This is a genomic window from Pseudomonas sp. TWP3-2, from assembly GCF_049897765.1.
GTDB lineage: Bacteria > Pseudomonadota > Gammaproteobacteria > Pseudomonadales > Pseudomonadaceae > Aquipseudomonas.
The window spans coordinates 1-18,931 of sequence record NZ_JAFCWW010000025.1 but is presented as its reverse complement, the minus strand read 5'-3'; the positions used below and the strand labels follow the sequence as shown (position 1 = coordinate 18,931).

The 18,931-nt window shown below is 58.5% G+C and carries 34 protein-coding genes; 33 read left to right on the top strand and 1 reads right to left on the bottom strand.

The genetic code is table 11. The features are described 5' to 3' along the window. The first annotated feature begins 114 nt into the window (after positions 1–114). From ACP7EE_RS24725 to ACP7EE_RS24630, 20 genes are all read left to right on the top strand, one after another. Positions 115–1,149: a hypothetical protein gene (locus ACP7EE_RS24725; RefSeq protein WP_426237425.1), complete on the top strand. Its 1,035-nt coding sequence runs from the start codon at positions 115–117 to the stop codon at positions 1,147–1,149. 12 nt (positions 1,150–1,161) lie between these two features. After that, positions 1,162–1,581, top strand: a complete 420-nt coding sequence (locus ACP7EE_RS24720; protein WP_426237423.1) for a Ref family recombination enhancement nuclease — start codon at positions 1,162–1,164, stop codon at positions 1,579–1,581. Between the two features lie 100 nt (positions 1,582–1,681). Further along, on the top strand, positions 1,682–2,035 hold the full coding sequence (locus ACP7EE_RS24715; protein WP_426237421.1) for a hypothetical protein: 354 nt from the start codon (positions 1,682–1,684) through the stop codon (positions 2,033–2,035). Between the two features lie 28 nt (positions 2,036–2,063). After that, the gene (locus ACP7EE_RS24710; protein ID WP_426237419.1) at positions 2,064–2,828 is read left to right on the top strand and encodes a hypothetical protein; all 765 of its coding nucleotides are present in this window, start codon (positions 2,064–2,066) and stop codon (positions 2,826–2,828) included. Between the two features lie 52 nt (positions 2,829–2,880). Next, positions 2,881–3,888, top strand: a complete 1,008-nt coding sequence (yejK, locus tag ACP7EE_RS24705) for a nucleoid-associated protein YejK (RefSeq protein ID WP_426237417.1) — start codon at positions 2,881–2,883, stop codon at positions 3,886–3,888. A gap of 52 nt (positions 3,889–3,940) precedes the next feature. Next, entirely contained in the window at positions 3,941–4,378 is a 438-nt protein-coding gene (locus ACP7EE_RS24700) for a GntR family transcriptional regulator (RefSeq protein WP_426237415.1), read from the top strand. Further along, on the top strand, positions 4,378–4,584 hold the full coding sequence (locus ACP7EE_RS24695) for a hypothetical protein (protein ID WP_426237413.1): 207 nt from the start codon (positions 4,378–4,380) through the stop codon (positions 4,582–4,584). The genes ACP7EE_RS24700 and ACP7EE_RS24695 overlap by 1 nt, the downstream gene beginning before the upstream one ends. Continuing rightward, positions 4,581–5,339, top strand: a complete 759-nt coding sequence (locus ACP7EE_RS24690) for a hypothetical protein (RefSeq protein WP_426237411.1) — start codon at positions 4,581–4,583, stop codon at positions 5,337–5,339. Before ACP7EE_RS24695 ends, ACP7EE_RS24690 begins: the two co-directional genes overlap by 4 nt. Beyond that, a complete protein-coding gene (locus ACP7EE_RS24685) occupies positions 5,336–6,541 on the top strand; it encodes a hypothetical protein (protein WP_426237410.1) in 1,206 nt (401 codons plus the stop codon). Before ACP7EE_RS24690 ends, ACP7EE_RS24685 begins: the two co-directional genes overlap by 4 nt. Next, positions 6,541–6,804 carry a hypothetical protein gene (locus ACP7EE_RS24680; RefSeq protein WP_426237408.1) on the top strand — a complete coding sequence of 88 codons (264 nt, stop codon included), beginning with the start codon at positions 6,541–6,543 and terminating at the stop codon, positions 6,802–6,804. Before ACP7EE_RS24685 ends, ACP7EE_RS24680 begins: the two co-directional genes overlap by 1 nt. 1 nt (position 6,805) lies before the next feature. Further along, positions 6,806–7,561, top strand: a complete 756-nt coding sequence (locus ACP7EE_RS24675) for a hypothetical protein (protein WP_426237406.1) — start codon at positions 6,806–6,808, stop codon at positions 7,559–7,561. Continuing rightward, complete coding sequence (locus ACP7EE_RS24670) at positions 7,558–8,058, top strand: DUF1643 domain-containing protein (RefSeq protein ID WP_426237404.1); 501 nt, start codon at positions 7,558–7,560, stop codon at positions 8,056–8,058. The genes ACP7EE_RS24675 and ACP7EE_RS24670 overlap by 4 nt, the downstream gene beginning before the upstream one ends. Then, entirely contained in the window at positions 8,055–9,068 is a 1,014-nt protein-coding gene (locus tag ACP7EE_RS24665) for a hypothetical protein (RefSeq protein ID WP_426237402.1), read from the top strand. Before ACP7EE_RS24670 ends, ACP7EE_RS24665 begins: the two co-directional genes overlap by 4 nt. Then, the gene (locus ACP7EE_RS24660; protein WP_426237400.1) at positions 9,061–9,681 is read left to right on the top strand and encodes a hypothetical protein; all 621 of its coding nucleotides are present in this window, start codon (positions 9,061–9,063) and stop codon (positions 9,679–9,681) included. The genes ACP7EE_RS24665 and ACP7EE_RS24660 overlap by 8 nt, the downstream gene beginning before the upstream one ends. Continuing rightward, positions 9,678–10,097 (top strand): phage protein NinX family protein, encoded by a 420-nt coding sequence (locus ACP7EE_RS24655; RefSeq protein ID WP_426237398.1) that lies wholly within the window; start codon positions 9,678–9,680, stop codon positions 10,095–10,097. The genes ACP7EE_RS24660 and ACP7EE_RS24655 overlap by 4 nt, the downstream gene beginning before the upstream one ends. Then, positions 10,078–10,443 carry a hypothetical protein gene (locus tag ACP7EE_RS24650; RefSeq protein WP_426237396.1) on the top strand — a complete coding sequence of 122 codons (366 nt, stop codon included), beginning with the start codon at positions 10,078–10,080 and terminating at the stop codon, positions 10,441–10,443. Before ACP7EE_RS24655 ends, ACP7EE_RS24650 begins: the two co-directional genes overlap by 20 nt. Before the next feature lie 102 nt (positions 10,444–10,545). Further along, positions 10,546–11,196 (top strand): hypothetical protein, encoded by a 651-nt coding sequence (locus ACP7EE_RS24645; protein ID WP_426237394.1) that lies wholly within the window; start codon positions 10,546–10,548, stop codon positions 11,194–11,196. 123 nt (positions 11,197–11,319) lie between these two features. After that, the gene (locus ACP7EE_RS24640) at positions 11,320–11,781 is read left to right on the top strand and encodes a hypothetical protein (protein WP_426237393.1); all 462 of its coding nucleotides are present in this window, start codon (positions 11,320–11,322) and stop codon (positions 11,779–11,781) included. Beyond that, positions 11,778–12,284: a hypothetical protein gene (locus ACP7EE_RS24635; protein ID WP_426237391.1), complete on the top strand. Its 507-nt coding sequence runs from the start codon at positions 11,778–11,780 to the stop codon at positions 12,282–12,284. Before ACP7EE_RS24640 ends, ACP7EE_RS24635 begins: the two co-directional genes overlap by 4 nt. A 2-nt stretch (positions 12,285–12,286) precedes the next feature. After that, on the top strand, positions 12,287–12,481 hold the full coding sequence (locus tag ACP7EE_RS24630) for a hypothetical protein (protein ID WP_426237389.1): 195 nt from the start codon (positions 12,287–12,289) through the stop codon (positions 12,479–12,481). On the opposite strand, the gene ACP7EE_RS24625 is transcribed toward ACP7EE_RS24630, so the two are convergent. Then, positions 12,473–12,721, bottom strand: coding sequence for a hypothetical protein (locus ACP7EE_RS24625; RefSeq protein ID WP_426237387.1), 249 nt, complete (start codon positions 12,719–12,721; stop codon positions 12,473–12,475). The genes ACP7EE_RS24630 and ACP7EE_RS24625 overlap by 9 nt on opposite strands. 195 nt (positions 12,722–12,916) lie before the next feature. Here ACP7EE_RS24625 and ACP7EE_RS24620 point away from each other — a divergent pair, with 195 nt between their 5' ends. The 13 genes from ACP7EE_RS24620 to ACP7EE_RS24560 all read left to right on the top strand — a co-directional run. Then, positions 12,917–13,240, top strand: a complete 324-nt coding sequence (locus tag ACP7EE_RS24620; RefSeq protein WP_426237385.1) for a hypothetical protein — start codon at positions 12,917–12,919, stop codon at positions 13,238–13,240. A gap of 267 nt (positions 13,241–13,507) precedes the next feature. Next, entirely contained in the window at positions 13,508–13,726 is a 219-nt protein-coding gene (locus ACP7EE_RS24615; protein ID WP_426237383.1) for a hypothetical protein, read from the top strand. A gap of 14 nt (positions 13,727–13,740) precedes the next feature. After that, the gene (locus tag ACP7EE_RS24610) at positions 13,741–14,220 is read left to right on the top strand and encodes a hypothetical protein (RefSeq protein ID WP_426237381.1); all 480 of its coding nucleotides are present in this window, start codon (positions 13,741–13,743) and stop codon (positions 14,218–14,220) included. Positions 14,221–14,235: 15 nt separating this feature from the next. After that, a complete protein-coding gene (locus ACP7EE_RS24605) occupies positions 14,236–14,481 on the top strand; it encodes a hypothetical protein (protein ID WP_426237379.1) in 246 nt (81 codons plus the stop codon). Positions 14,482–14,567: 86 nt separating this feature from the next. Further along, positions 14,568–14,780: a hypothetical protein gene (locus tag ACP7EE_RS24600; protein ID WP_426237377.1), complete on the top strand. Its 213-nt coding sequence runs from the start codon at positions 14,568–14,570 to the stop codon at positions 14,778–14,780. Between the two features lie 47 nt (positions 14,781–14,827). Continuing rightward, complete coding sequence (locus ACP7EE_RS24595) at positions 14,828–15,058, top strand: hypothetical protein (protein WP_426237375.1); 231 nt, start codon at positions 14,828–14,830, stop codon at positions 15,056–15,058. Beyond that, entirely contained in the window at positions 15,045–15,290 is a 246-nt protein-coding gene (locus tag ACP7EE_RS24590) for a hypothetical protein (protein WP_426237373.1), read from the top strand. The genes ACP7EE_RS24595 and ACP7EE_RS24590 overlap by 14 nt, the downstream gene beginning before the upstream one ends. Positions 15,291–15,445: 155 nt before the next feature. Continuing rightward, complete coding sequence (locus ACP7EE_RS24585) at positions 15,446–16,246, top strand: hypothetical protein (protein WP_426237371.1); 801 nt, start codon at positions 15,446–15,448, stop codon at positions 16,244–16,246. Between the two features lie 135 nt (positions 16,247–16,381). Then, a complete protein-coding gene (locus ACP7EE_RS24580) occupies positions 16,382–16,585 on the top strand; it encodes a hypothetical protein (RefSeq protein WP_426237369.1) in 204 nt (67 codons plus the stop codon). After that, positions 16,582–17,088: a hypothetical protein gene (locus ACP7EE_RS24575; RefSeq protein WP_426237367.1), complete on the top strand. Its 507-nt coding sequence runs from the start codon at positions 16,582–16,584 to the stop codon at positions 17,086–17,088. Before ACP7EE_RS24580 ends, ACP7EE_RS24575 begins: the two co-directional genes overlap by 4 nt. Continuing rightward, positions 17,089–17,352 carry a hypothetical protein gene (locus ACP7EE_RS24570; protein ID WP_426237365.1) on the top strand — a complete coding sequence of 88 codons (264 nt, stop codon included), beginning with the start codon at positions 17,089–17,091 and terminating at the stop codon, positions 17,350–17,352. Positions 17,353–17,620: 268 nt separating this feature from the next. Next, positions 17,621–18,376 carry a helix-turn-helix domain-containing protein gene (locus ACP7EE_RS24565; protein ID WP_426237363.1) on the top strand — a complete coding sequence of 252 codons (756 nt, stop codon included), beginning with the start codon at positions 17,621–17,623 and terminating at the stop codon, positions 18,374–18,376. A gap of 353 nt (positions 18,377–18,729) precedes the next feature. After that, on the top strand, positions 18,730–18,931 hold a 202-nt coding region (locus tag ACP7EE_RS24560; RefSeq protein ID WP_426237361.1), incomplete at its 3' end, for a hypothetical protein.

The window sequence follows — 18,931 nt, the reverse complement described above, 5'->3', positions numbered from 1 at the left end:
AGCCTCGCCGTGCTTGGCAATCATTCATTTTGCCATTTTTGAGAGGCGTTCCCGCCTTTTAACCGCAGCAAGTCCGACTTTTGCCCTTGTCACCTGCCAATCCGGGGGGTGCTTGTGAGCATCATTCGCGCTGCCCGCAAAAACCAGTTCTACGTCCTGCCAACGCCAACAATCGAAGACGACCGCTTGAGCTGGGAGGCTCGCGGAATGCTCGTGTACCTGTTGAGCAAGCAAGACAACTGGACAGTGCAAATCAAAGACCTGATCAACCGCACCAAGAACGCCATCGGCAAGTCTGCTGGGCGCGACAAGGTGTATTCGGTTCTCAAGGAATTGCAAATGGCGGGTTACATCGTCCGCCGGTTTGAACGCGGTGACGGTGTATTCCTTGGGGTCAGCTACGAAGTGTCTGAAGTGCCAGACCTCGACGCTGGTGCGAGCTTCACCGCGAGTCAGAAAAAGGGCAAGGATCAGCCGTTTCCGTCAAATCCGGAAACGGTGGCGCCGGGTACGGATTCACCGCTTACGGCTCAGCCGGATACGGCAAAGCCCGACGCTTTAGTTAATAATAAACAAGCAGTTAGCATTGAAAAAGCAGTTAAAAAACTCACAGCTGACCCTGTGGGAGCGAATGACGACAATTCGCTCAGTGCTGCTGATCGCAAGACACTGGGACAAGCCCCGGCCAACTACCCGCAGAATCCCGACAGTAAAACGTTCGCCGCCTGGCTCGCGTATGCCGTGGCGTTCCATGCCAAGTACCGCCAGTGGCCGATCTACAACCGCACCGTGGGCGGCCAGATGGCCAAGGTGGTCGAGCGCATCGGGCAAGACATCGCCCCGCTGACCACCCGTTACTACGTCGAAGCGGTGAAAACGCCCGCCATTGCCGACAACTGCCACCCCATCAGCTCATTGCTTCGCCACTGCGAATCCTACGTGGTGAAAGCTCAGGCGCACGAGAAGCTGCGCGTGCGCCGCGCAGAGGCCGAAAAGGTCGTGGAAGTCGCAGCCAAGGCTGCGTCCATCACCGTCGCGCCAGAACCGAAGACTGGCGCAAAGCCCGAAATTACCAACGCTGCCAAACAGGCCAGAGCACTGCTCGGGCAGATTGTGGGCGGCACTATGAAAGAGCGACTGACCGCGTAGGGGTGGTGAGCAATGGCAATGGACGGAAGAAGCAAGACGAAGGGCGAAGAGAAATGGCACGACACCGTGGCGGACGTGTGCGGGTGCATCTGTTGCATCTTGGACGGCAGGCCGCGCAATTACGAAGAGCAGGCGTATGTGTCGATCCATCACTGCGACGGCCGCACCAAAAAGCACGCGCATTGGTACGTGCTGCCTCTGTGTGCGGGACATCACCAGCCCGGTACCGGCCCGCTCAAGTCGATGAAAGCGGTACACGGCAACAAAGCCGAGTTCATTGCTGAGTATGCGCGCGAGATCGTGCTGCTTGAGGCGTGTGTGCAGATGGTCGAAGTGGCGGGCCGGGTAGTGCCTGGCGAAGTCCGGATGCTGCTCAGCAAGTGGCACGCCAGCGAACAGTATCAAGACCACGAGAATCGGGGCGCTGCATAACCTCGCAAAAAGGTCGAGCAGAACAACATAAAAACGCTATTGAGTTATTGTGCTGTTGTGTCATTATGTCGTGGACGGTTAGCCATCCAAGGCCTTGACGATGAATTCACCAATGCTTATCAGCCGGGTCGCAGCGGGTGTCCTGCTCGACCGGCTCCGGTTCCTGTCCACCGCCCAGGCGATGCTTGAAACCTTTCAGGCGGCTGAAGAGCCGTTGTTTAGCGCTGATGCATGGGCGCTCGCTGCGGCCGAACTGGCGCAGCGGCTGGAAGCGGGTCTGGCGGTTGAAATGGATCGGGTCAACACGGTGATTCTTGTAGAGGCGCTGGAGGGCAGCAGGATCGGCGCAGCGCGGAAAGGGTGGCAGGAATTGGCCGCGCTTCTGGCGAGTCGATTTGAACCGTACATGGGGCGCCGGGTGATGTTGGATATCGCCCGCGCCGCCGACCGATAACCACGAGTGTGAAGTAGGGAGTAGCACTATGTGTGCAGCGAAAAGAAAAACGCTTGAGGAGGTGCTGACAGAACAAGTCGTCACTTTTTCAAACAGCGACCGACCGGGCGAGATCATCGGCGCCAGTATTGAGCGGTTGTTTAGTGAAGTCGTGAAAGACGTCTTCGCCCCGCACGGTTCGTTCAGCAGCAAGGTGCGCGACGAGATTGCCAAGGCACTGCCGTCAAACATTGCTCAGGTGATCGAACTGCCGCGCTACAACGATCTAATCATCACGGCGCTTAAAGACCGCTGGATGGACGCGGGCGTTACTGGCGACATGCTGCGGCGGGCAGAAAAGGCGATTGATGAAGTCCTTCACGATGACATGATTCCTGAGTTCGTCAGCCTCAACCATCTACTGGACGCCTTTGTCGAGGCGAATCAGGAAAAGGCGCTTGAGCATGGTTGGCACTTGCCGCATGTGACCATCAGCGAGTCAGACGGCATCCGCCAACGCTATATCCACATCCTCTTCGATGCAGAGCCAGAAGCCAGCCACCGCGCCCGGCATGGCCTGCTCGACCGCACGCGTTCCGAAGTCGAATACGCCAACCGCATCAGTGTACGCATCACGGGCCACACCGACCGCGGGCATGAATACGGCGAGGTATACAGCGCCTTGCTCGATGGCGAGCCAATCGGCCGTCATTTCGGCATGACGTCGAAGTGGAAGCGCCAGATCGCGGCCATGTATTTCGGCGCCGCGAAACTGATCATCGACAGCCGTGAAGGCGACCACACCTACGACTGACCCGCGCAGGCGCCCCGCTGAAGGTGCGCCAACCCACCTCAAGGATCTGACTATGCCACTGCGTCACGCCATCGTTTACCTGATCGACAAGAAGCCGGACGGCACCCCGGCAGTGCTGCACACCCCCGACACGGAGCTGGCCGTAACCACCGCCAGCGAAAACATGCTCGGCGACCTCAATGAGAGCTACAACGGCAAGCAGGGCAAGGCGTGGGGCTTGTTCCACCCTGAGTCTGGCGCGTACCCGTTCAGTGGCTGGCTCAAAGCGTACCTGTCCGGCGGTTGCGGGTTCGTGGAATTCACCCGGGACGCCGTAGAACATCTGCAAAAGCTGATGGAAGAGTCGAACCTGACTGTCGGCGGCCACGCGCTGTTCGCGCACTATCAGCAGGGGATGACGGAATATCTGGCCATCGCGCTGCTGCATCACAGCGAAGGCGTGTCGGTCACCGACGAGCTGGACGTAACCCCGTCGCGCCATCTGGACATGAGCCAGTTGCACCTGGCGGCCCGGATCAATATTTCGGAGTGGCAGAAGAACCCCGCGTCGAAACAGTACATTTCCTTCATCAAGGGCAAGGGCGGGCGCAAGGCAACGGACTACTTCCGTGACTTCATCGGTTGTCAGGAAGGCGTCGACGGGCCGGGCGAAACCCGCACCTTGCTCAAGGCGTTCACCGACTTTGTTGAGGCCGAGGATTTGCCGAAGGACAGCGTGCGCGAGAAGACGCTGACTTTGGTCGACTACGCCAGCAGCCAAGCAAAGATTGGCGGACTGGTGACCTTGGACGAGCTTTCCGAGGTGATCGACGAGCAGAACCCGACGGCATTCGCTGACTTCGCTCGTGCAGCTGCTTACGGCCTGTCGCCGGAGATCCCCGCAGACAAACGCACCCTCAACCAGTTTCGCCGCTTCACCGGCCGCGCTGAGGGCATGTCGATCAGCTTCGAATCTCATCTGCTGGGTTCCAAGATCGAGTTCGACGAAGCAAACGGCACGCTGACCCTGAAGGGTCTGCCGGTGGCGCTGCTGGATCAACTGAAGCGGGCCAAGGCCTGATCAAAGCGGCGCCGCCTTCCTGCATGGGCGCGGCGCCTACATGGAGTGATTTATGTGTGAAGTTCTGCTGAAAGCGTTGGGGCCGCGTCCGGAGCGCCCTGTCGATGGATTGTTTATCGCTGCACAGCTTGCCCAAGTCATCGCTGACGGGACGTTGCCGGTCGGCACCAAGCTGAATCAGCAGGAAATCGCAGACCACTACGGCACCAGCCGCATGCCGGTGCGTGAAGCGTTGCGCTGCGTCCAAGCCCAAGGGTTGATCAACGGCAAGCCGCACCACACGCCGCAGGTAGTGGCCATCGCTGCCAACGATGATTCGGAGCTGGCCAGCTCCAAGGCCCGAGAAACTGCGCTGCGGGTAGAGCTGGCCAAGGCTGTGCGCTTGCTGGAGAAATGCCACCCACGCCTTGACCGCCCGAACGATCATCTGGCCCCGGACGTTGCGGCGTTCCTTGCCGCCAATCAGGCGGGCAACGGGGGAGAGCAGTGATGTCCGGACAACAGAAGTTTCCGTGGAAGTCCCACGGTATCACCTTCACCGCTCGCGGCCATCTGGAACGCACGGTCGAAAGCCTGACTGAAGGCAAAACCCCTGAGCACCTGGCTGCCGCGCAAACGCTGCTACGGGAAGCGCTCCACCACCACCGCTTGAGCGCTGACCAGTACACCGAGATCAAAGGAAGATTGCACCTATGAGCCAGAAGCCAGAATTCAACCTGAACACGCCTGATGGCGGGCGCGGTTACATCGACCACCTGTTCAAGACCGTGCTTAAGCGTCACGACTTCCGCCAGTACATCAATGAGCGGCTGGCCGGTGACTTCGCGTGCGCGATGTCGCAGTACATTGAAGGCCTGCGCGTAGATTTGGCCCGGCAGGTCTACAAGAACACGACACAGGTAACGCACTACAACGATGAGTTGCAGGGGCGTCTGCACTTGGCCGATGAGCTGATTCGTGAAGCGTGGCGCCTGATGGATGGCCAAGACGGAAAAACGTCGGGCTGGCATCTGCTGGCGAGCCACTACCTCAACAACCCGGAAGCGCCGGGCGTGGATATCAAGGCCAGCGGCTTGATCGACACTGCCCGCGTGGATCTGTACGAGCGCCTGCACATGCAAGAATTCGCGTTGGTGCCGTACTTCGACGACAGCGTTGGCCAGTGGTTTATCCCACCAGCAGATGATGATCAGCACGAAGGCCAGACCTTCGGCACTTGGCGCCAGGCTATCGACTCGCTGGCGCAGGTTGGCGAACAGCCGGTGGCGCCGGTCGCCAGTGACACCGAAGCGGAACTGGCCGATCTAAGGCAGCGTTACAAACGGCTGCATGCCGACATGGAAACCATTGCCTCTCGCAAGGTTCCTGTGACACTGCCGATTGCCGAATTCGCCGCCGCGGCTATCGCGGACGCCTTGTCAAACACTGCATATAAGAGCGATAGCCAATGACCATTCAACTTGTTGCCGGGCTTTCGCGTGAAACCCTGACCACCGCGCTGAGGGCTATCACCCAAGGCCTTGAAACCTTGGCAAACGGCGCCGCCATCGACTGTTACAAATCCGCGGCGGGGGAGATCCGCGCTTACTCGGCTAATTTGCAGGCCGCGGAAAGCCAAGCAGGGCATAGCTTTGCCGTGGCATTGCCTGAGCGCCGCGAAGCTAGCTTTTACGCAGACGGCCATTACTCAGGCGCTGACCTTGCGGCGATCTGGAACGCCGCACTGATGGCCTCCGCGGCGGAGCTGGAGCGAGCCACGCGCTACATGGAAATCAATGCTACCTCCGCGCAGGGCAAGCACCTTGAGGGGCAGCGCTATCGGGACGAACGAGACGCCGCCGAGCTGCGCAATTCGGAGCTGACCGACTTATTGAGCAAGTCAGGCGAGCTTTTTGGGGCCGTAGAGGATGAACTCGGTGCCATCAGCGCATCGGCAGTTGGTGTTATGCGAATCAAGATCGCCGCTGCCCTAGAACCCAAACCCGAGGGAGAGATTCAATCCGAATACTTGCAGTCTTGCGCCGCCGCAGAACGGGCATTGGCTATAAAGTCGCTGCGCACCAATGCTGATGCAGGCGAGGTTGAGCGCTTGCGTGCCGAACTTGCCGAATTGCGTAAATGGGAACAGTTGATTCGCGAAAATTCTCCACTGGTGCAGCGGATGGAAGCTGCCGAGCAAGAGCGCGACATTCTGCGCGCCCAGCTTGCCGTACCTGCGGAGACTGGTCGACTGATCAACTCCCAAGACAACCGCGGCACTGATCAGCCGTTGTTCGCAGTAATGGAAAAACGCGGAATGGTCACGCTCGATACGCACGACCATGACCGGATTGAGTGGTATCACTCCGACAGCGGCACCACGGCAGATGAACGCACGATTCAGCGCCTGGAGAAAATTCAAGCCTCCGGACGAGAAGTCAAAGGCTGGGAGCGTTACGCGGTGAAGGATATCGACGTGTTTGTCACCGCCTGCTTTACAGAGCAAGGCTGCAAAGACTTCCTTGCGCGTGATGGCCACAACCACACCAAGCCGTACATTTACGCATTCGGTAGCTATCGAAACGGGGAATACCAGTCGTTGCGCAATTGGCTGAAGTCGCTCCCGGCGTCCGCTAACCCTAAGACCGATGGCGTGTTGAAGGATGGAGAGTGATGGAGCTGGTAAATACGGAGATCATGTCCGTCACCTGTGACAAGTGCGGTGCTACTCATCAAACCGCGGACATGCAGGATTTCAGGGATTCCAACACCTACCCGCCGACCGCGCATTTCATGTGTATGGACTGCAATCAACTGGCAACCATTCATGCGGCGCAGATGCCCAAGCGGCTATTTGCTCACCTCGTCAATAAGCTCGCCAAAGAACGATTCGGCGACGTCGATCAAAGATCCTTCAACAGCCTGGGCGTAATTTGAAATGACCAATCAACCGACGATTGACAGCGTGATGCGGCAGGCTCTTGAGCAAGCGCTACTCGCTATGAAGCGCATCTATCAGGCAGGCCATGACAACATCGTTGCTGCGGGCGGTTCCTGCGACTCACCGGATTACATGATGGCAGGTGATCCCACCGCACGGGAGCTGCGCGCTCTTCTCGATGGACAATCGGCAACTTGCGCAAAATCGCAAGTTCCACCATCGGTCGAGCAGCAGGCACTGGTGGCTCTACCTGATGGCTACTGCATCATGCCCAAAAGTCTGACTGCGGAGAATGGAGCGAAGGCGCTGCTGCTGGGGGAATTCAAAGTGACGGTAACCAATGAATGCCCCGAGTGTGCCGAGCTTGATGACCCGGACGAGTATTGCGAGATTTGCGACGGTGAAGGCCAGTACAGCCAGAGTCATACGATTTCTTGGGATCAGATCAAGTTCATTTACAGCAAGGCGGTAGCTGGCCTACGCCTCAGAACACACGCCGACCCGCTGACCTTCCAATTTCGCCATCGATCTACCAACGAGCTGCGCAGCGTCTGCGTGACAAGAGCCGAGGTTGCCGAAGACATGGCAGACACCTTGTTTGAAAAGCTGGTTTCCCAGTTTTGCGAGTGTGAGCCGGTTGGCGAAACGAATGAAGTTGAATGCCGCTGCGACGAGCACGGCGACGAATTTGAACTGGTTGCGGATGCCGACAGTGTTGGCCAGTCTGCGCCGTTAGCGGCAGGTCGCTTATGAGCAGCGCCATTCTCAGCCCATGCGGGCTGTACCGGTACCGCCTCGACCGTGATTGCGGCCTACCATTTGAAGGCAGCAAGATTATTGCCTACTTCGGCATCAACCCATCGACAGCAGACGCAACGCTAGACGATCAGACGGTGCGTAAGTGGCGCGGCTTCACTGTGCGAAACGGCGGCCACCGCTTCATCGTCGGCAACGTCTTTGCATACCGGGCCACCGACGTCGACGAGCTGGCGCGTGTTGAAGAGCCTTTCGGGCTTGAGTGGCGAGAACACCTAACGCAGATCATTGCCGAGGCCGATATTCTGGTGCCTTGCTGGGGGCGCCTGAGCAAGATTCCGCGTGAGCTGCGCCGTGCTCCCACGGAACTCATGAAACGTCTGGTTGAGTCCGGGAAGCCGGTCTTGCACTTCGGAGTGACCAAAAGCGGCGACCCCGCTCACCCGTTGTTACTGCCCTACGAAACACCACTCACGCCATGGAGCGCGGTATGACTGAACAAATGATTGAAGTACCACTGGTGCTGACCGAACAGCAGCGCAGGGACGTCTTGCGGTTCCACGAAACCACCGAGGATGACCAGGGTTACGACGTCTCTGCGGATCGGATGAAGTCGCTGGCGCGTGTCGGGCTAATCCGGTCTATTGGGTTCAAACGTTATGAATTCACGGATGCAGGGCTGGCGCTTGTCGAGGCTGTGCGTGTGGCTGCGAATGAAGATGATGACGTGCAGGAGCTTCGAAAAAAACTCGAGCACGGCACCGGACTTTGCCAACTGAACGTGTTGTGGAAAGACGGGCGTTCGGCGGCAGACGCGACAATCGACCAAGCTCAATACGCGCAGCTCCTGAAAGTCATCGCGCCCGGCGTTGCGGGGGTCAGCTCTGCATTCCATGCTGCTGTTTCTGGCGCGGTGCCGACAGGGTGGAAGCTCGTACCATCCCGACCGACCCAGGCAATGCTTGATGCTGTCTCCGTCGGCGCCCATGGGCGACACGTCGTTGAACAGCGTGCCGAACACATATGGGAGTCGATGCTTCAGGCCATCCCAGTGCTGAGCATGGTCGAGCTATCGCCAGGTACTGAGCCATTCGCTTGGATCGCCGACTATGCAGCTTGTGGGGGCGGCCGAAGCGTATTCACCAGCGAGCAGGCCGCTCGCAATACAGACGCAATGTGTGCCAAAACACCAGTGTTCACCCTTGGCACGGTTTCGGCAGCCATGGCGGCGATTAAAACGCTGGAAGCCAAGGGCTACACCTACACCGGCGCCGAGCAGTGGAAGCCGCCGCTTGGCGCTGCGCCGGACTTCAATCTGATTGACGAGCTGCGCACCGACCGGGAGCGGTTCAAGGATGAGCTTGTATCTGCGCGCGGGATGCTGAGTACCGTCGCCGGGTGCGCTACGCACGAATGTGAGGACTGCCAAGAACACGCGGCGCTGCACGTTGCTGCGATTGATGCACTTATTGCCACCACAGCCGTGGACGACGCCCATGGATAAATCTCAGCCATATATGGGAGGCTGGCGTCTGGTACCGCTTCGCCCGACCCCTGAAATGTTGATGTCCGTCGACGATGAGGCCGAAGACAAGTATGTGGCCCGTGGGCGTGCAAGTAGTGCTTGGACGTCGATGCTGGAGGCGTCACCACTGGCAAATCATCCAATTGAGCCTGATGCATGGCTTGATCCTCAGTCCGGAGAGAAATGCGTCACCATTGGCGCCACGCTGAAGCGCTACAACGAACTGGCAGGCGGTGCGCCAGCTGCGGCCGTGAGTGCATACAGTGAGCCACTGTTTCGCAACCCGACGATGGATGGCCGGTGGTACGCCGCTGACGATATCGACAGCCTTGTGTATCAGCTCGACGTGCTTTTAAACGGCGAGGACGGTGCGGCAGACAATGCGCGACTATGCGACATCGTGGCGCAGTTGAGGGCTGAGGTTGCCCGTCCCGCTCTGCGAGTGACCCAGGGCGAAGATGAGGCTGAAAAGCTGCTACGGGATATCGCGCAGCGCCCCGTTTCCGCACTAACAACGGAGCAGTGGGGGCGGCTATTCGCAATAATCAACCCAAATGCAGAACCTTCTCCCCAAAAGGACACCCCGCTATGAACATGGTCGAGGTGATGCTGGGGGATCTTGAAGACTGGGCGTTGGGCTGGGCAGTGGCGCAGGTTCTTGGCATCGAAGTGAAGCTGTCGCCACCACACAACGGCACCTACTGGCGCGTAGCCCTGGTATCCACCGGCCATTCCTTCCGGCCTTGGACGGACTGGAATCAGGGCGGCCCGCTGATGGACAAGTACGCAAAGGGCTACGGAATCGTTATGGGTAGCGAACCGCCGAGGTTTCGCGTTTTTGCCCACGATGACGGCCCGGTGGGATTCTGCCGAATTGCCGGTGGCGCGACGATCCTTCAAGCGTTCTGCCGGGCGCTGGTGAGACTGCACCGGGGCGACGTGGTGCTGGTGCCGGAGGTGCTGGTGCAGCCGGTGGAGGTTGCAGCCAATGCAGTCAGACCTGTTTGAAGAGCTGAAACCTGTCCCGCCCGAGGATCCCAAGGCGCGCTTGCACAACGACCTGATCAAGCTGGGCGATATGCTCGGTGATGGTCTGGGGCACGAGCCAGACGGGAAGTGGATAGGGCAGGAGTACCGACGTGTCGCTAAGGCGCTTGGGTATGGGCCTCCCCGTCGCAACAACGGCGCCGCAATCAACGCCAGGGTGTCCAGCTACTTGGAAACGGCCCGTTGCGAATGTGGTGGCCTGCTCAAACAGAAGCGCTCCGGCTCTATGCGGGTGTTCTGCACAGCCTGCTGCAAAAACTACCAGCTCAAGACCAGCAAAAAGCCAAAGCAGGCCGCTGGCGCCTGACCCCGCCCGCAGTGGCCCGTCGTGTAGAAGCGGCGGCGCCCCTTTCATAGTATCGTTTGCCGGAATTACGCCCACAAACTGATACCGAAAGGGACTTTCTTGATGTCTAAAAAGCTCATCGCGCTCGCGCTAACCACCGGCCTTGGCCTGCTCACCGGCATTCAAAGCGCATCCGCGGGCGTGAGTCTTTTCAAGGACTACACCTACGGCACGCCCATCGGCAAATACACCCGATCCGCGGGCTATTACGACTGTTCGAACAGCGAGCACACCGGCCGCTGCACCGACAACTTTGATTTTGTCGGGCAGAAATTCACCGTGGCCCTGTTCTTTCGTGAAGACAAGCTGGACGCCGTGGCGCTGATCGCCCCCTACCAGCAGGCGCTATACCAGAAGGTCACCGACGCCCTGTCGAAGTCCTTCAACATCATTTCCATGGAAAACACCCAATCGTTTATCGACATGGTGACGCTGCGCAACACCGCCAAGGGCCAAGACGACTACGTAAAGCAGTTCGCGGCGTTTGAGAAAGCTGCACTGGCAACCGGCGACATCACCTACACCTACCTTGAAGTGCCGGATACCGTCGGGTATGCCAACGTCGACGCCATCATGAAGGCCTCACAGGAAGACGTCCGGAGCGCAGCTATCAGGCTCTTCAGCGACAGCAAATCGTCGAACCTGATCGTCCGCTTTGAGGCGCCGAACGTGAGCTATGCCAATGCGGGAGCGCAGGCCGAAGAATCGTTCTGATTGGTCGACGAGCCTGTGCGCCCTGGCAGGCGCGCAGGCATTCAGCGAAAACACAAAAACGCTATTGAGATAATGCGTCGTTGTGTCATTATGTCGGCATTGCTACTCACAGGGAAAAGGTTCATGAGCGACTGCGTGCCGTACGCCATTCATATCGCTACCGGAGAGGAAATGGCGGTCGTAATGTCATTGGCTCAGCAGCGAGGCTGGGACAGTGAGAAGGGTATGAATGGTATTGCTGCGTGGTACATGCTTCGCGATATGGGCTTTCAAATTACGCCCATGAAGCGACCGGAAGACCGGGTGACCTTGAAGCGGTTTCTTCCAACGCTCGATGCAAGTAAGACGTACATCATCAGCGTCACGCATCATTGGTTCACTGTTCGCGATGGCATACGCTTTGATAAAGCTCGCACACATCCACGAACCGAAGTGGCAGCTTACATCGAAGTGCAGCGCCCAGCTGATCAGATGGATGCGTGCTATGAAGCGCTGGCAGAAGGTGCTTGTGCTTATCGACGCTCATTCGGCGCCGGGGATGTCCTGATCGAACATGTTCATGCTGAAGTAGAGAGCGCGCAGTGAGCGAGTGCACCGATTACACGATGACCACACAGCAGGCCGCCGATGTCACCGCGCTTGTAGGTGTGCCACTGGCCGGGCGGATCAGCCTGTTGACCGACTACTGCAACGAGCATGGATCGGAACGGTTGGTTGAGCTGTTCGCCCAGTTCATCGGGATGGCGAACGCAGTCGCTGACAACTGCCGGAACATGACCGATCTAGTGTTGATCGGTGAGTTGGGAATGCATCCCGATAGGTTCGACAGCTTGAACCTGCCGACCGTGCTGGGAGCGTGTCAGGGCGTGGTGCTTGCCGCCCAGTGCGATCCTGCTGGCGCGTGTGAGGGTTGTGCCTACCGGGTTGGCTCAATGGCGAATCAATCGCCGATGGCTACAAGTGACGCCGCCTACATGGCATTCGACCAGAGAGGGTTCATGTGTCATGCGGAGACTGATGACAGGGGAAACCCCACCAAGGTGTGCGTAGGGCACGCGAAGGCGTTCAAATGCGCCGGGGACGCATAGCCATGGCCAAGAAACTGACCGCCAAGCAGATGGAAGGCCGCTACGAGGCTTTGAACGAAGCCGCTGAGCACCTGCTGATGGATTGGACGAATGTGCCCAGCGAGCTTGCTGAGGGCCGGGTGATGTCTGAATGGCTGAAGAGGCAAGCCGAAAAGTGGCTGGCGCGTGCTAAAGAAGCTCGGAAAGCTTCAAGGTAGACGCTCTCGTTCAGCATACATCACCGCCTGGAGTTCATGCAGAGCAGTGAGATTGCCGCCGTTGGTGTCACGCCAAGCCTGATGGGTGATTTTGTAAAGCCGATCGATCTCGGCAAGAACGGTGCGGTACCGGGCAACCTCAAGCGCCAGCCGACGAACCTCGGGGCTTGGGTACTTGACCCACAGGGTACGCAATTCGTCTTGGGTCACCGGTATGAACGGCGGTAGTTTCGGGGGCATGGATGAATGCCTTTGGCTGTATGTATAACCAGTATGCTGGGATGGCTTCGGCACTGCAAACCGAGTGATGAGAGCCGCCCCCGGCCGAATGGAAAGCTATCTGAAACAAGCCTTTCAGAGAGCCTGATATTAGAATGACACCTACTTTTTTTGAGCAATCGTAAAAGCCGTGCCCACGGCAGGAGAAAGACCCCGATGGAACTGATGGACGTTGCAATGCCTAGCCTGGTTTTTTTCAGCACTTGGTGCGCGTTGCTGTTGCTCGCCCAACTCTGGCGCGAGGTGTGGAACTGGCTCGATGACCATGCGCGGCCGATTGCGCATAACCCTTTGATGGCTTGGGTGCTGCGGGTGTGTTTCCGTAATCGGGTGGAGGCGGGTGATGTGTGGCTGTACGTGCTGCTGGTGACGTTTTGGCCGCTTTACCTTGCGGGTGTTGTGATTTTCTTTTCTGCGCGCGGCGCTCGTGGGCTACGGCGCTGGTACAAGCATCGGAATGCCGCGACCGTTAGCGCGTGACGTCTTGCCATTGGCTGCAAACGAAGAGAGTGCACTTTATGGGCGTACAACCGATTACCGACGTCGACGAATACAGAGCAGTCCTCAATATCGTCGTGGCAGCTGAAACGGAGGGTAACTACCTACTGGCACGACCGCTTCGCGCATTGATTGATGCGTCCCCATTTGACGGGTGCTGGTGCAATGGCCACGCCCGTCGCCCACATGAGCCAGCGTGCGTAACCTGCGGCGGCGAAGGTTTTGTGCCGGCGACGAAGGCTACACGCCATGACTGACGACGGACTTGGAAAGGCGCGCGAGGATCTGGCTGAAGTCAGACGGCGCCTAGAAAACACGCAAGCGATGCTTGAGCTGGCCCCAATGAAGCCAGGCATTCGTGAGAGCGAAGCCAAGGCGAAAGCGCTGGCGTCTATCAAAGAAACGCTGCAAAGCGTCGAGGCGCTGGCGCAGACCTTGGGCGGCATTCCTGCGCCTGTGCGCCACTGAAAGGAGGCCATGTCATGGTTGTAAAAGCACGAAAAGGGAAGCCAGCCTCCTCGGCACCAGAAAGCCCGATTGAATGGACGCGCGCAGACCCGGCCGCCCTGAAGTTGTTCGATCCAGCGTCGAAAACCTGCACCATGAATTGCGGCCCACATGGACTCGATCCGCGCAGCCGTGAGGAGCGACTATTCCTGTGCGACGACTGCACGATTAACGAACCGAAAGCGATTCGCACGATGATCCATCTGGTGATGGCGGTGGTTGACTATGAAGGCCGCGACCCGGTGCGGGCCTTTACCACGCCAGAAGAGGCCGAGGTGTATCTGGCCGTCGTGCAGGCGCATCAGCGCACACGGCCCAGCGTACTAACCCTGGCTGATGATGAGGTTGACGATTGGGAAAGCCTTCTCCGTGAATGGGAGGATAAGCACCCGGCGCCAGGTCATGGATCTGCCAACCGCTTCGAAATTGAAACCATTCCCTTGGGCTTTGAGTAGAGAGGAACCTCCGCCATGACCGAACCCTACACCGCAAAAATCACCATCGACATCAAGGCCGTCAGCGTCGAGCACGCGAACGAACTGTGGCTGGCCGCCGTTCAACTGATCGAAACAACGACCTCCAAAGGCAGTAGCTATCTGCCCGGCAAAGGGGAGGTGAGCTTTACCGTGGTCGAGACGGGCAACCCAGACGCCGGATCGCTTCAGCGAGAAATGAACGAGCTGATGGCCAAGGCGCTGCGTGGCGAGCTGGACTGATCCTGACGTTGCCGTAACGTGTTGAAAACGCTTGTGACCTTGCTAAAAGGAACCCGATCTATGTCGACTGAACGAGGGCTTAGCCAATGAGTATGGAATACGTGCGCAAAAGCTACGGGGTACCGGCCAAGCGCGGCATGCGCGTGCTGTACACCGGCTGCGGGCGGCATGAGTACGGCACGATTCGAAGCGCGCGCAACGGGCGCCTGATGATCCGGCTCGATGCCAGCAAGCTGACGATGCCGTTCCATCCGACTTGGGAGCTGGCGTACCAGCCCGAGGAAGTCAAAGCAGCCTAGCGCCGCGTTACGAAACGAACACTAGGCTCAATGACAGGGAGAGACAGATGGCCAAGCAACTGCCGTTGGCTGAAAAGACCTATCACCCTGAGCGCGACCAGACGCATTACGTTGGCCGCAAGGGATACGTGACGCTGTGCGGCATCAAGCTGGGCGACATCGAGCAGGGGCTACCCACTGATGCGCTGGTGGACTGTCCGGCGTGTGTCGATCTCGTGCAGTACGTGCAGACCCACAAATTCGACGAGCCAGGACAGACCCGACATGGCAAAGATTGACAGTGTGGCGTTGCGCCAATTCCTCAACCCGGTGAATGACGCCAGTGCCGAACACCGTAAGGCCATGAAGCCGCTGGCGCGCCTGGACGAGCTGACAACCCGTCAACGCAACAAGGTGCTGCGCGAGTGCGCCCAAGCCGAGCAGGCCTACAACGCCGCTGTGGGTGAGTTGATTGGGGGAGTGAATAAGCTGGTGCTGGACGCCGAGGCCGAAGAAGCCGCGCAGGTATAGACCAACCGCCATTCAATGGAAGCCCGCCGCGTGCGGGCTTTTTTGTGGCTGATGATCGGCGAGTGGCAAACCAGATAAAAACACACAAACGCTATTGTGTTAGTATTCTGTTATGTCATTATGTCGTATATCAATTCACGCGCACGGAGGCTTCTATGACCGGCCAGGCACTACAGCGTCACGAGATCGTTTTTACTATGGCACCCGACAGCAAGGTGCGTGTTGAAGGGCTGTTGAAGCGTTGCGGCCACCAAAACCTCAACCTGTTGCTGGCGCGAGGGCTGGCGCTGGTTGAGTTCGTGCTGGATCAGATCGACATGGGGCGCGTGGTTGGCAGTGTAATCATGGGCGAGAGCGAGTTTCTGCCACTGAGTGAGCGGCCGGAGCTGCTGAAGCCGTCTCGACCTCGGCCAGCATCTGTTCGACCGGCCGACAATCCACCGTCCGCCGCCGCAGACGTCGCTGTCAGCGCCGATCACCCGAAACTGATAGCAAGGCAGCGGGTGCTGGTGGAAACGATCCGTGAAGAGCGCGAACCGCGGGCGCGCAGATTGTTCAAGCATGCAGCCTTCGCCGTAAACGATGATGCTGGCCCGGTACGGTCACTGGCGTTCCATCTGGAGCGTAGAGAATCCATGGGGCTGCCGCCGCCAATCTCCTACAACGGCCACGCCTTGCCCGGTGAGCTGCGCGAGCACCATCTGGAAGAGATACAGCAAATGATGGCCGCCGAGTCGATGGCCACGCACTTCATGATGTGTGAAGCCACTGAAGAGCTGTCCTACTTCGGGTATTTCCCAAACACTGGGTGGCACCGCTTGAATGCCGGTACCCGCGAGTGGACGCTCGACGGTGCCATTTTGGCCGGTGAGCGATCCCTGTACCCGATGGATCTGGCAGCGCTCTACCTGCGCCGTCAAGCCAGCAAGCCGCCCGAGCAGCAGCTGCAAGCCTGACCCCCGGCACCCCTCCCTGATTGATGGCGAACACCTGCAAACCCTGCGGGTGGCGCCGCCGTGCGCGCCATTACATTGGCTGGCGCTATTCAAGGGGGCGGTTCCATCCCCGTTTGATCGTCTGGAGGCTGTGAATTGAGCGTGTTTGAAGTGGCCGATGAGGCTCGCAGTGATTTTGAGTGTGACCACGAAGGCCCGTTTGAGCGCAAGAAAGGTGCGATGGGGCGCGACATGGATGAATACAAGGATCCGCAAGTGCAGCGCGAATACATGATTTGGCTGCGCGCCCGCGGCTCTGTGCGTTCCTGTCACTGCTGTGGCGGCGTGGTGGCGCGATGAAGGGCCGCATCTTTTCCGAAGAGGATCTGGCTCGTCTACCGGAGAGCATGACTCGCCGGGCGCTGGGCAAAAAGCCTGCTGTCGGCAAGGCCGTGCCTGAGCATTTGCGCATGGCTGGCGACGAACCCAAGAAGTCCGGAAGCAACGGCGGGATGAAGGCCATGCAGGCGCTGGGGCGTCTGGAAGCGGGTGAACTCAACAAGACAGAAGAGGCGTATCGGGCGCACCTCGAAATGCGCCGGATGGCTGGCGAGATTCTTTGGTACCAGTTTGAGCCGTTCCGGCTGGTGCTGGCCGCGAAGACGACCTATGCGCCGGACTTCTTGGTTCAGCTCGCCAGCGGCCATCTGGAAGTGCATGAGGTGAAGGGGCACTGGATGGAAGACGCCCGGATAAAGATCAAGGTGGCCGCCAAGATGTTCCCCGTTTTCAAGTTCATAGCCGTGATGAAAGAGGGCGGGAGCAAGGGCCGGGACGTGTCGTGGAAGGTGGAGGAATTCTGAATGCAGCTCGACGAAGCCACGCAACAAGCGCATGAGGGATATCTCAACCACGTACTGGCTTGCAGTTCGTGCTATCCACCAACAAAACGCTATTGTTTGTGTGGTTCAGAGCTGCATGACAGGTACCTGGCTCAGTACCTGATGAGTCTGGATCTGCACGCACGGCGCACGTACTTGGCGCGCCTTGAGGCAGTGAACCCGGCACGTTGTGAGGCGCTGAAGGTGCTACTGCTCGAAATCAACGAGCGTGAAAAGTCGACTTAAGTCGTAGGAAAGCGCTCTAAAACACAGCTATCTTCCGCGTTCTTGGTGATATCCAGACGAGCGGTCGAAGCGTTTGATTTGATTGGATCCACCCGGAATCATCGGGAAACAGGCGGTTAATTCCGAAATCGGCTTGGTGCGAATCCTAGAAAGTTGGCAAAACGTCCGTGGGTGTGTGGGAACTTTTTCGGCAAATCGGGGTTGCGATTGGTACGGGGATACAATCTAATGGCGCTCTGACAGCAGTAGTCGTAAAGGTGACGTCAAAGTGTCCGATATTGGTGCTAACGAAAACGCAGTAGCGCAGGTAGAAAGCGCGCCGATCAATCCGGCGCCTGAAAGCCTGGCGATGTTCGAATCTGATGAGTGCGGGGAGGGCATGAGTCCGGCCAGCCGCTCAAAGGAAGAAGAACAAGCTCTGCGCGATATTGTCGGCGCTCGGCTTGTGAGAGCGCGGCGGGCGGCAGGCCTCAAGGATCTAGACGTAGCGATTCGCCTCGGCCACTCCAATCTGACCATGATCAGCCTCTTTGAAAACGGGCACCGTTCGCCGAGCCTGAAGAACCTTCAGGTACTGGCCGACCTCTACAGCGTCACCACGGATTACCTGCTCGGCCGCACTGACAATCTTGGGCTTGAGCCTGAAGAGGGCAATCAGGCGCTGATCACTGGCGTGCTGACGGGCGTGTTGACCAAATACAACCAGCGTTATCTGGAAGGCTTGGCCTCTGTGATGGCCATCGGCGTCGAAGGCGCGAGCATGGATCGGGTGCTGCTGGGCAAAGTGGCAGACATATCCGTCGAGCTGAGCGATTCGTTGGCAGTCATCCGCAAGCACCACGGCGCCGCTTTCGAAGGGCTGCGTGGCGGTGGGAAGCTGGAACGGCTTATCTCCGAATTCTCGGTAACGATGAAAGACCATATTTCGCGCAAACAACACGAATCCGCACTTATTGAATTCGATCATCCTGTCTGCACGGTGCAGCAGGTGAGTGAGGCAGTACAACACGCCCTGTTTGTTTAACACCGGCTTGTAAGCCAGCCACCCGGCATAGGGTGGCCATGCCGGGCTGTCGTGCGCTAGGTGCTGGGCGGATGGGGCTGTTCACACGGTTCCGCCGTTATTGGGGGCTTTCGACAGGGAGTCACCATCAGGCATTCGAAGCTGGATAACGGTCAAAGTTGGGGAAGTGGTTCGACACCATTGCAGCGCCAGCCGTGGCGTCCCCTGTACGGTACTGGGAAGCCCGTTTCGGCGGGCTAGTCCTTTCAGGATCCGGCCCGCAGTTGCGGGTTTTTTTGCGCCGGACGCGCAGAAGGTTGGCGTTTTTTACGTGGCCAATAGCCAAAAGACTTTGCATTTAAGGTTGCTAACCAGTGGCACGGAAAAAAATCGAGGGTACAGACGTACAACCCAAGCCCGCCGGGGACAAAGAATCCCCGGACAGCGGTAAAACCCGTGTGTTCGCACCTCCTGTACCGCCGGAAGTTAAGGTGCGGGGTGGACGTATTCAAAAAACACCCCCAAAAAAGGCACCTAAAAAGCCTGTTCCAGCAACCAAGAAGCCGCGCGCGACCA

Coding starts and splice junctions, on each gene's coding strand:
- ACP7EE_RS24720 (WP_426237423.1), top strand. CDS start 1,162: ATGGCAATGGACGGAAGAAGCAAGACGAAGGGCGAAGAGAAATGGCAC.
- ACP7EE_RS24715 (WP_426237421.1), top strand. CDS start 1,682: ATGAATTCACCAATGCTTATCAGCCGGGTCGCAGCGGGTGTCCTGCTC.
- ACP7EE_RS24710 (WP_426237419.1), top strand. CDS start 2,064: ATGTGTGCAGCGAAAAGAAAAACGCTTGAGGAGGTGCTGACAGAACAA.
- yejK (WP_426237417.1), top strand. CDS start 2,881: ATGCCACTGCGTCACGCCATCGTTTACCTGATCGACAAGAAGCCGGAC.
- ACP7EE_RS24700 (WP_426237415.1), top strand. CDS start 3,941: ATGTGTGAAGTTCTGCTGAAAGCGTTGGGGCCGCGTCCGGAGCGCCCT.
- ACP7EE_RS24695 (WP_426237413.1), top strand. CDS start 4,378: ATGTCCGGACAACAGAAGTTTCCGTGGAAGTCCCACGGTATCACCTTC.
- ACP7EE_RS24690 (WP_426237411.1), top strand. CDS start 4,581: ATGAGCCAGAAGCCAGAATTCAACCTGAACACGCCTGATGGCGGGCGC.
- ACP7EE_RS24685 (WP_426237410.1), top strand. CDS start 5,336: ATGACCATTCAACTTGTTGCCGGGCTTTCGCGTGAAACCCTGACCACC.
- ACP7EE_RS24680 (WP_426237408.1), top strand. CDS start 6,541: ATGGAGCTGGTAAATACGGAGATCATGTCCGTCACCTGTGACAAGTGC.
- ACP7EE_RS24675 (WP_426237406.1), top strand. CDS start 6,806: ATGACCAATCAACCGACGATTGACAGCGTGATGCGGCAGGCTCTTGAG.
- ACP7EE_RS24670 (WP_426237404.1), top strand. CDS start 7,558: ATGAGCAGCGCCATTCTCAGCCCATGCGGGCTGTACCGGTACCGCCTC.
- ACP7EE_RS24665 (WP_426237402.1), top strand. CDS start 8,055: ATGACTGAACAAATGATTGAAGTACCACTGGTGCTGACCGAACAGCAG.
- ACP7EE_RS24660 (WP_426237400.1), top strand. CDS start 9,061: ATGGATAAATCTCAGCCATATATGGGAGGCTGGCGTCTGGTACCGCTT.
- ACP7EE_RS24655 (WP_426237398.1), top strand. CDS start 9,678: ATGAACATGGTCGAGGTGATGCTGGGGGATCTTGAAGACTGGGCGTTG.
- ACP7EE_RS24650 (WP_426237396.1), top strand. CDS start 10,078: ATGCAGTCAGACCTGTTTGAAGAGCTGAAACCTGTCCCGCCCGAGGAT.
- ACP7EE_RS24645 (WP_426237394.1), top strand. CDS start 10,546: ATGTCTAAAAAGCTCATCGCGCTCGCGCTAACCACCGGCCTTGGCCTG.
- ACP7EE_RS24640 (WP_426237393.1), top strand. CDS start 11,320: ATGAGCGACTGCGTGCCGTACGCCATTCATATCGCTACCGGAGAGGAA.
- ACP7EE_RS24630 (WP_426237389.1), top strand. CDS start 12,287: ATGGCCAAGAAACTGACCGCCAAGCAGATGGAAGGCCGCTACGAGGCT.
- ACP7EE_RS24625 (WP_426237387.1), bottom strand. CDS start 12,721: ATGCCCCCGAAACTACCGCCGTTCATACCGGTGACCCAAGACGAATTG.
- ACP7EE_RS24620 (WP_426237385.1), top strand. CDS start 12,917: ATGGAACTGATGGACGTTGCAATGCCTAGCCTGGTTTTTTTCAGCACT.
- ACP7EE_RS24615 (WP_426237383.1), top strand. CDS start 13,508: ATGACTGACGACGGACTTGGAAAGGCGCGCGAGGATCTGGCTGAAGTC.
- ACP7EE_RS24610 (WP_426237381.1), top strand. CDS start 13,741: ATGGTTGTAAAAGCACGAAAAGGGAAGCCAGCCTCCTCGGCACCAGAA.
- ACP7EE_RS24605 (WP_426237379.1), top strand. CDS start 14,236: ATGACCGAACCCTACACCGCAAAAATCACCATCGACATCAAGGCCGTC.
- ACP7EE_RS24600 (WP_426237377.1), top strand. CDS start 14,568: ATGAGTATGGAATACGTGCGCAAAAGCTACGGGGTACCGGCCAAGCGC.
- ACP7EE_RS24595 (WP_426237375.1), top strand. CDS start 14,828: ATGGCCAAGCAACTGCCGTTGGCTGAAAAGACCTATCACCCTGAGCGC.
- ACP7EE_RS24590 (WP_426237373.1), top strand. CDS start 15,045: ATGGCAAAGATTGACAGTGTGGCGTTGCGCCAATTCCTCAACCCGGTG.
- ACP7EE_RS24585 (WP_426237371.1), top strand. CDS start 15,446: ATGACCGGCCAGGCACTACAGCGTCACGAGATCGTTTTTACTATGGCA.
- ACP7EE_RS24575 (WP_426237367.1), top strand. CDS start 16,582: ATGAAGGGCCGCATCTTTTCCGAAGAGGATCTGGCTCGTCTACCGGAG.
- ACP7EE_RS24570 (WP_426237365.1), top strand. CDS start 17,089: ATGCAGCTCGACGAAGCCACGCAACAAGCGCATGAGGGATATCTCAAC.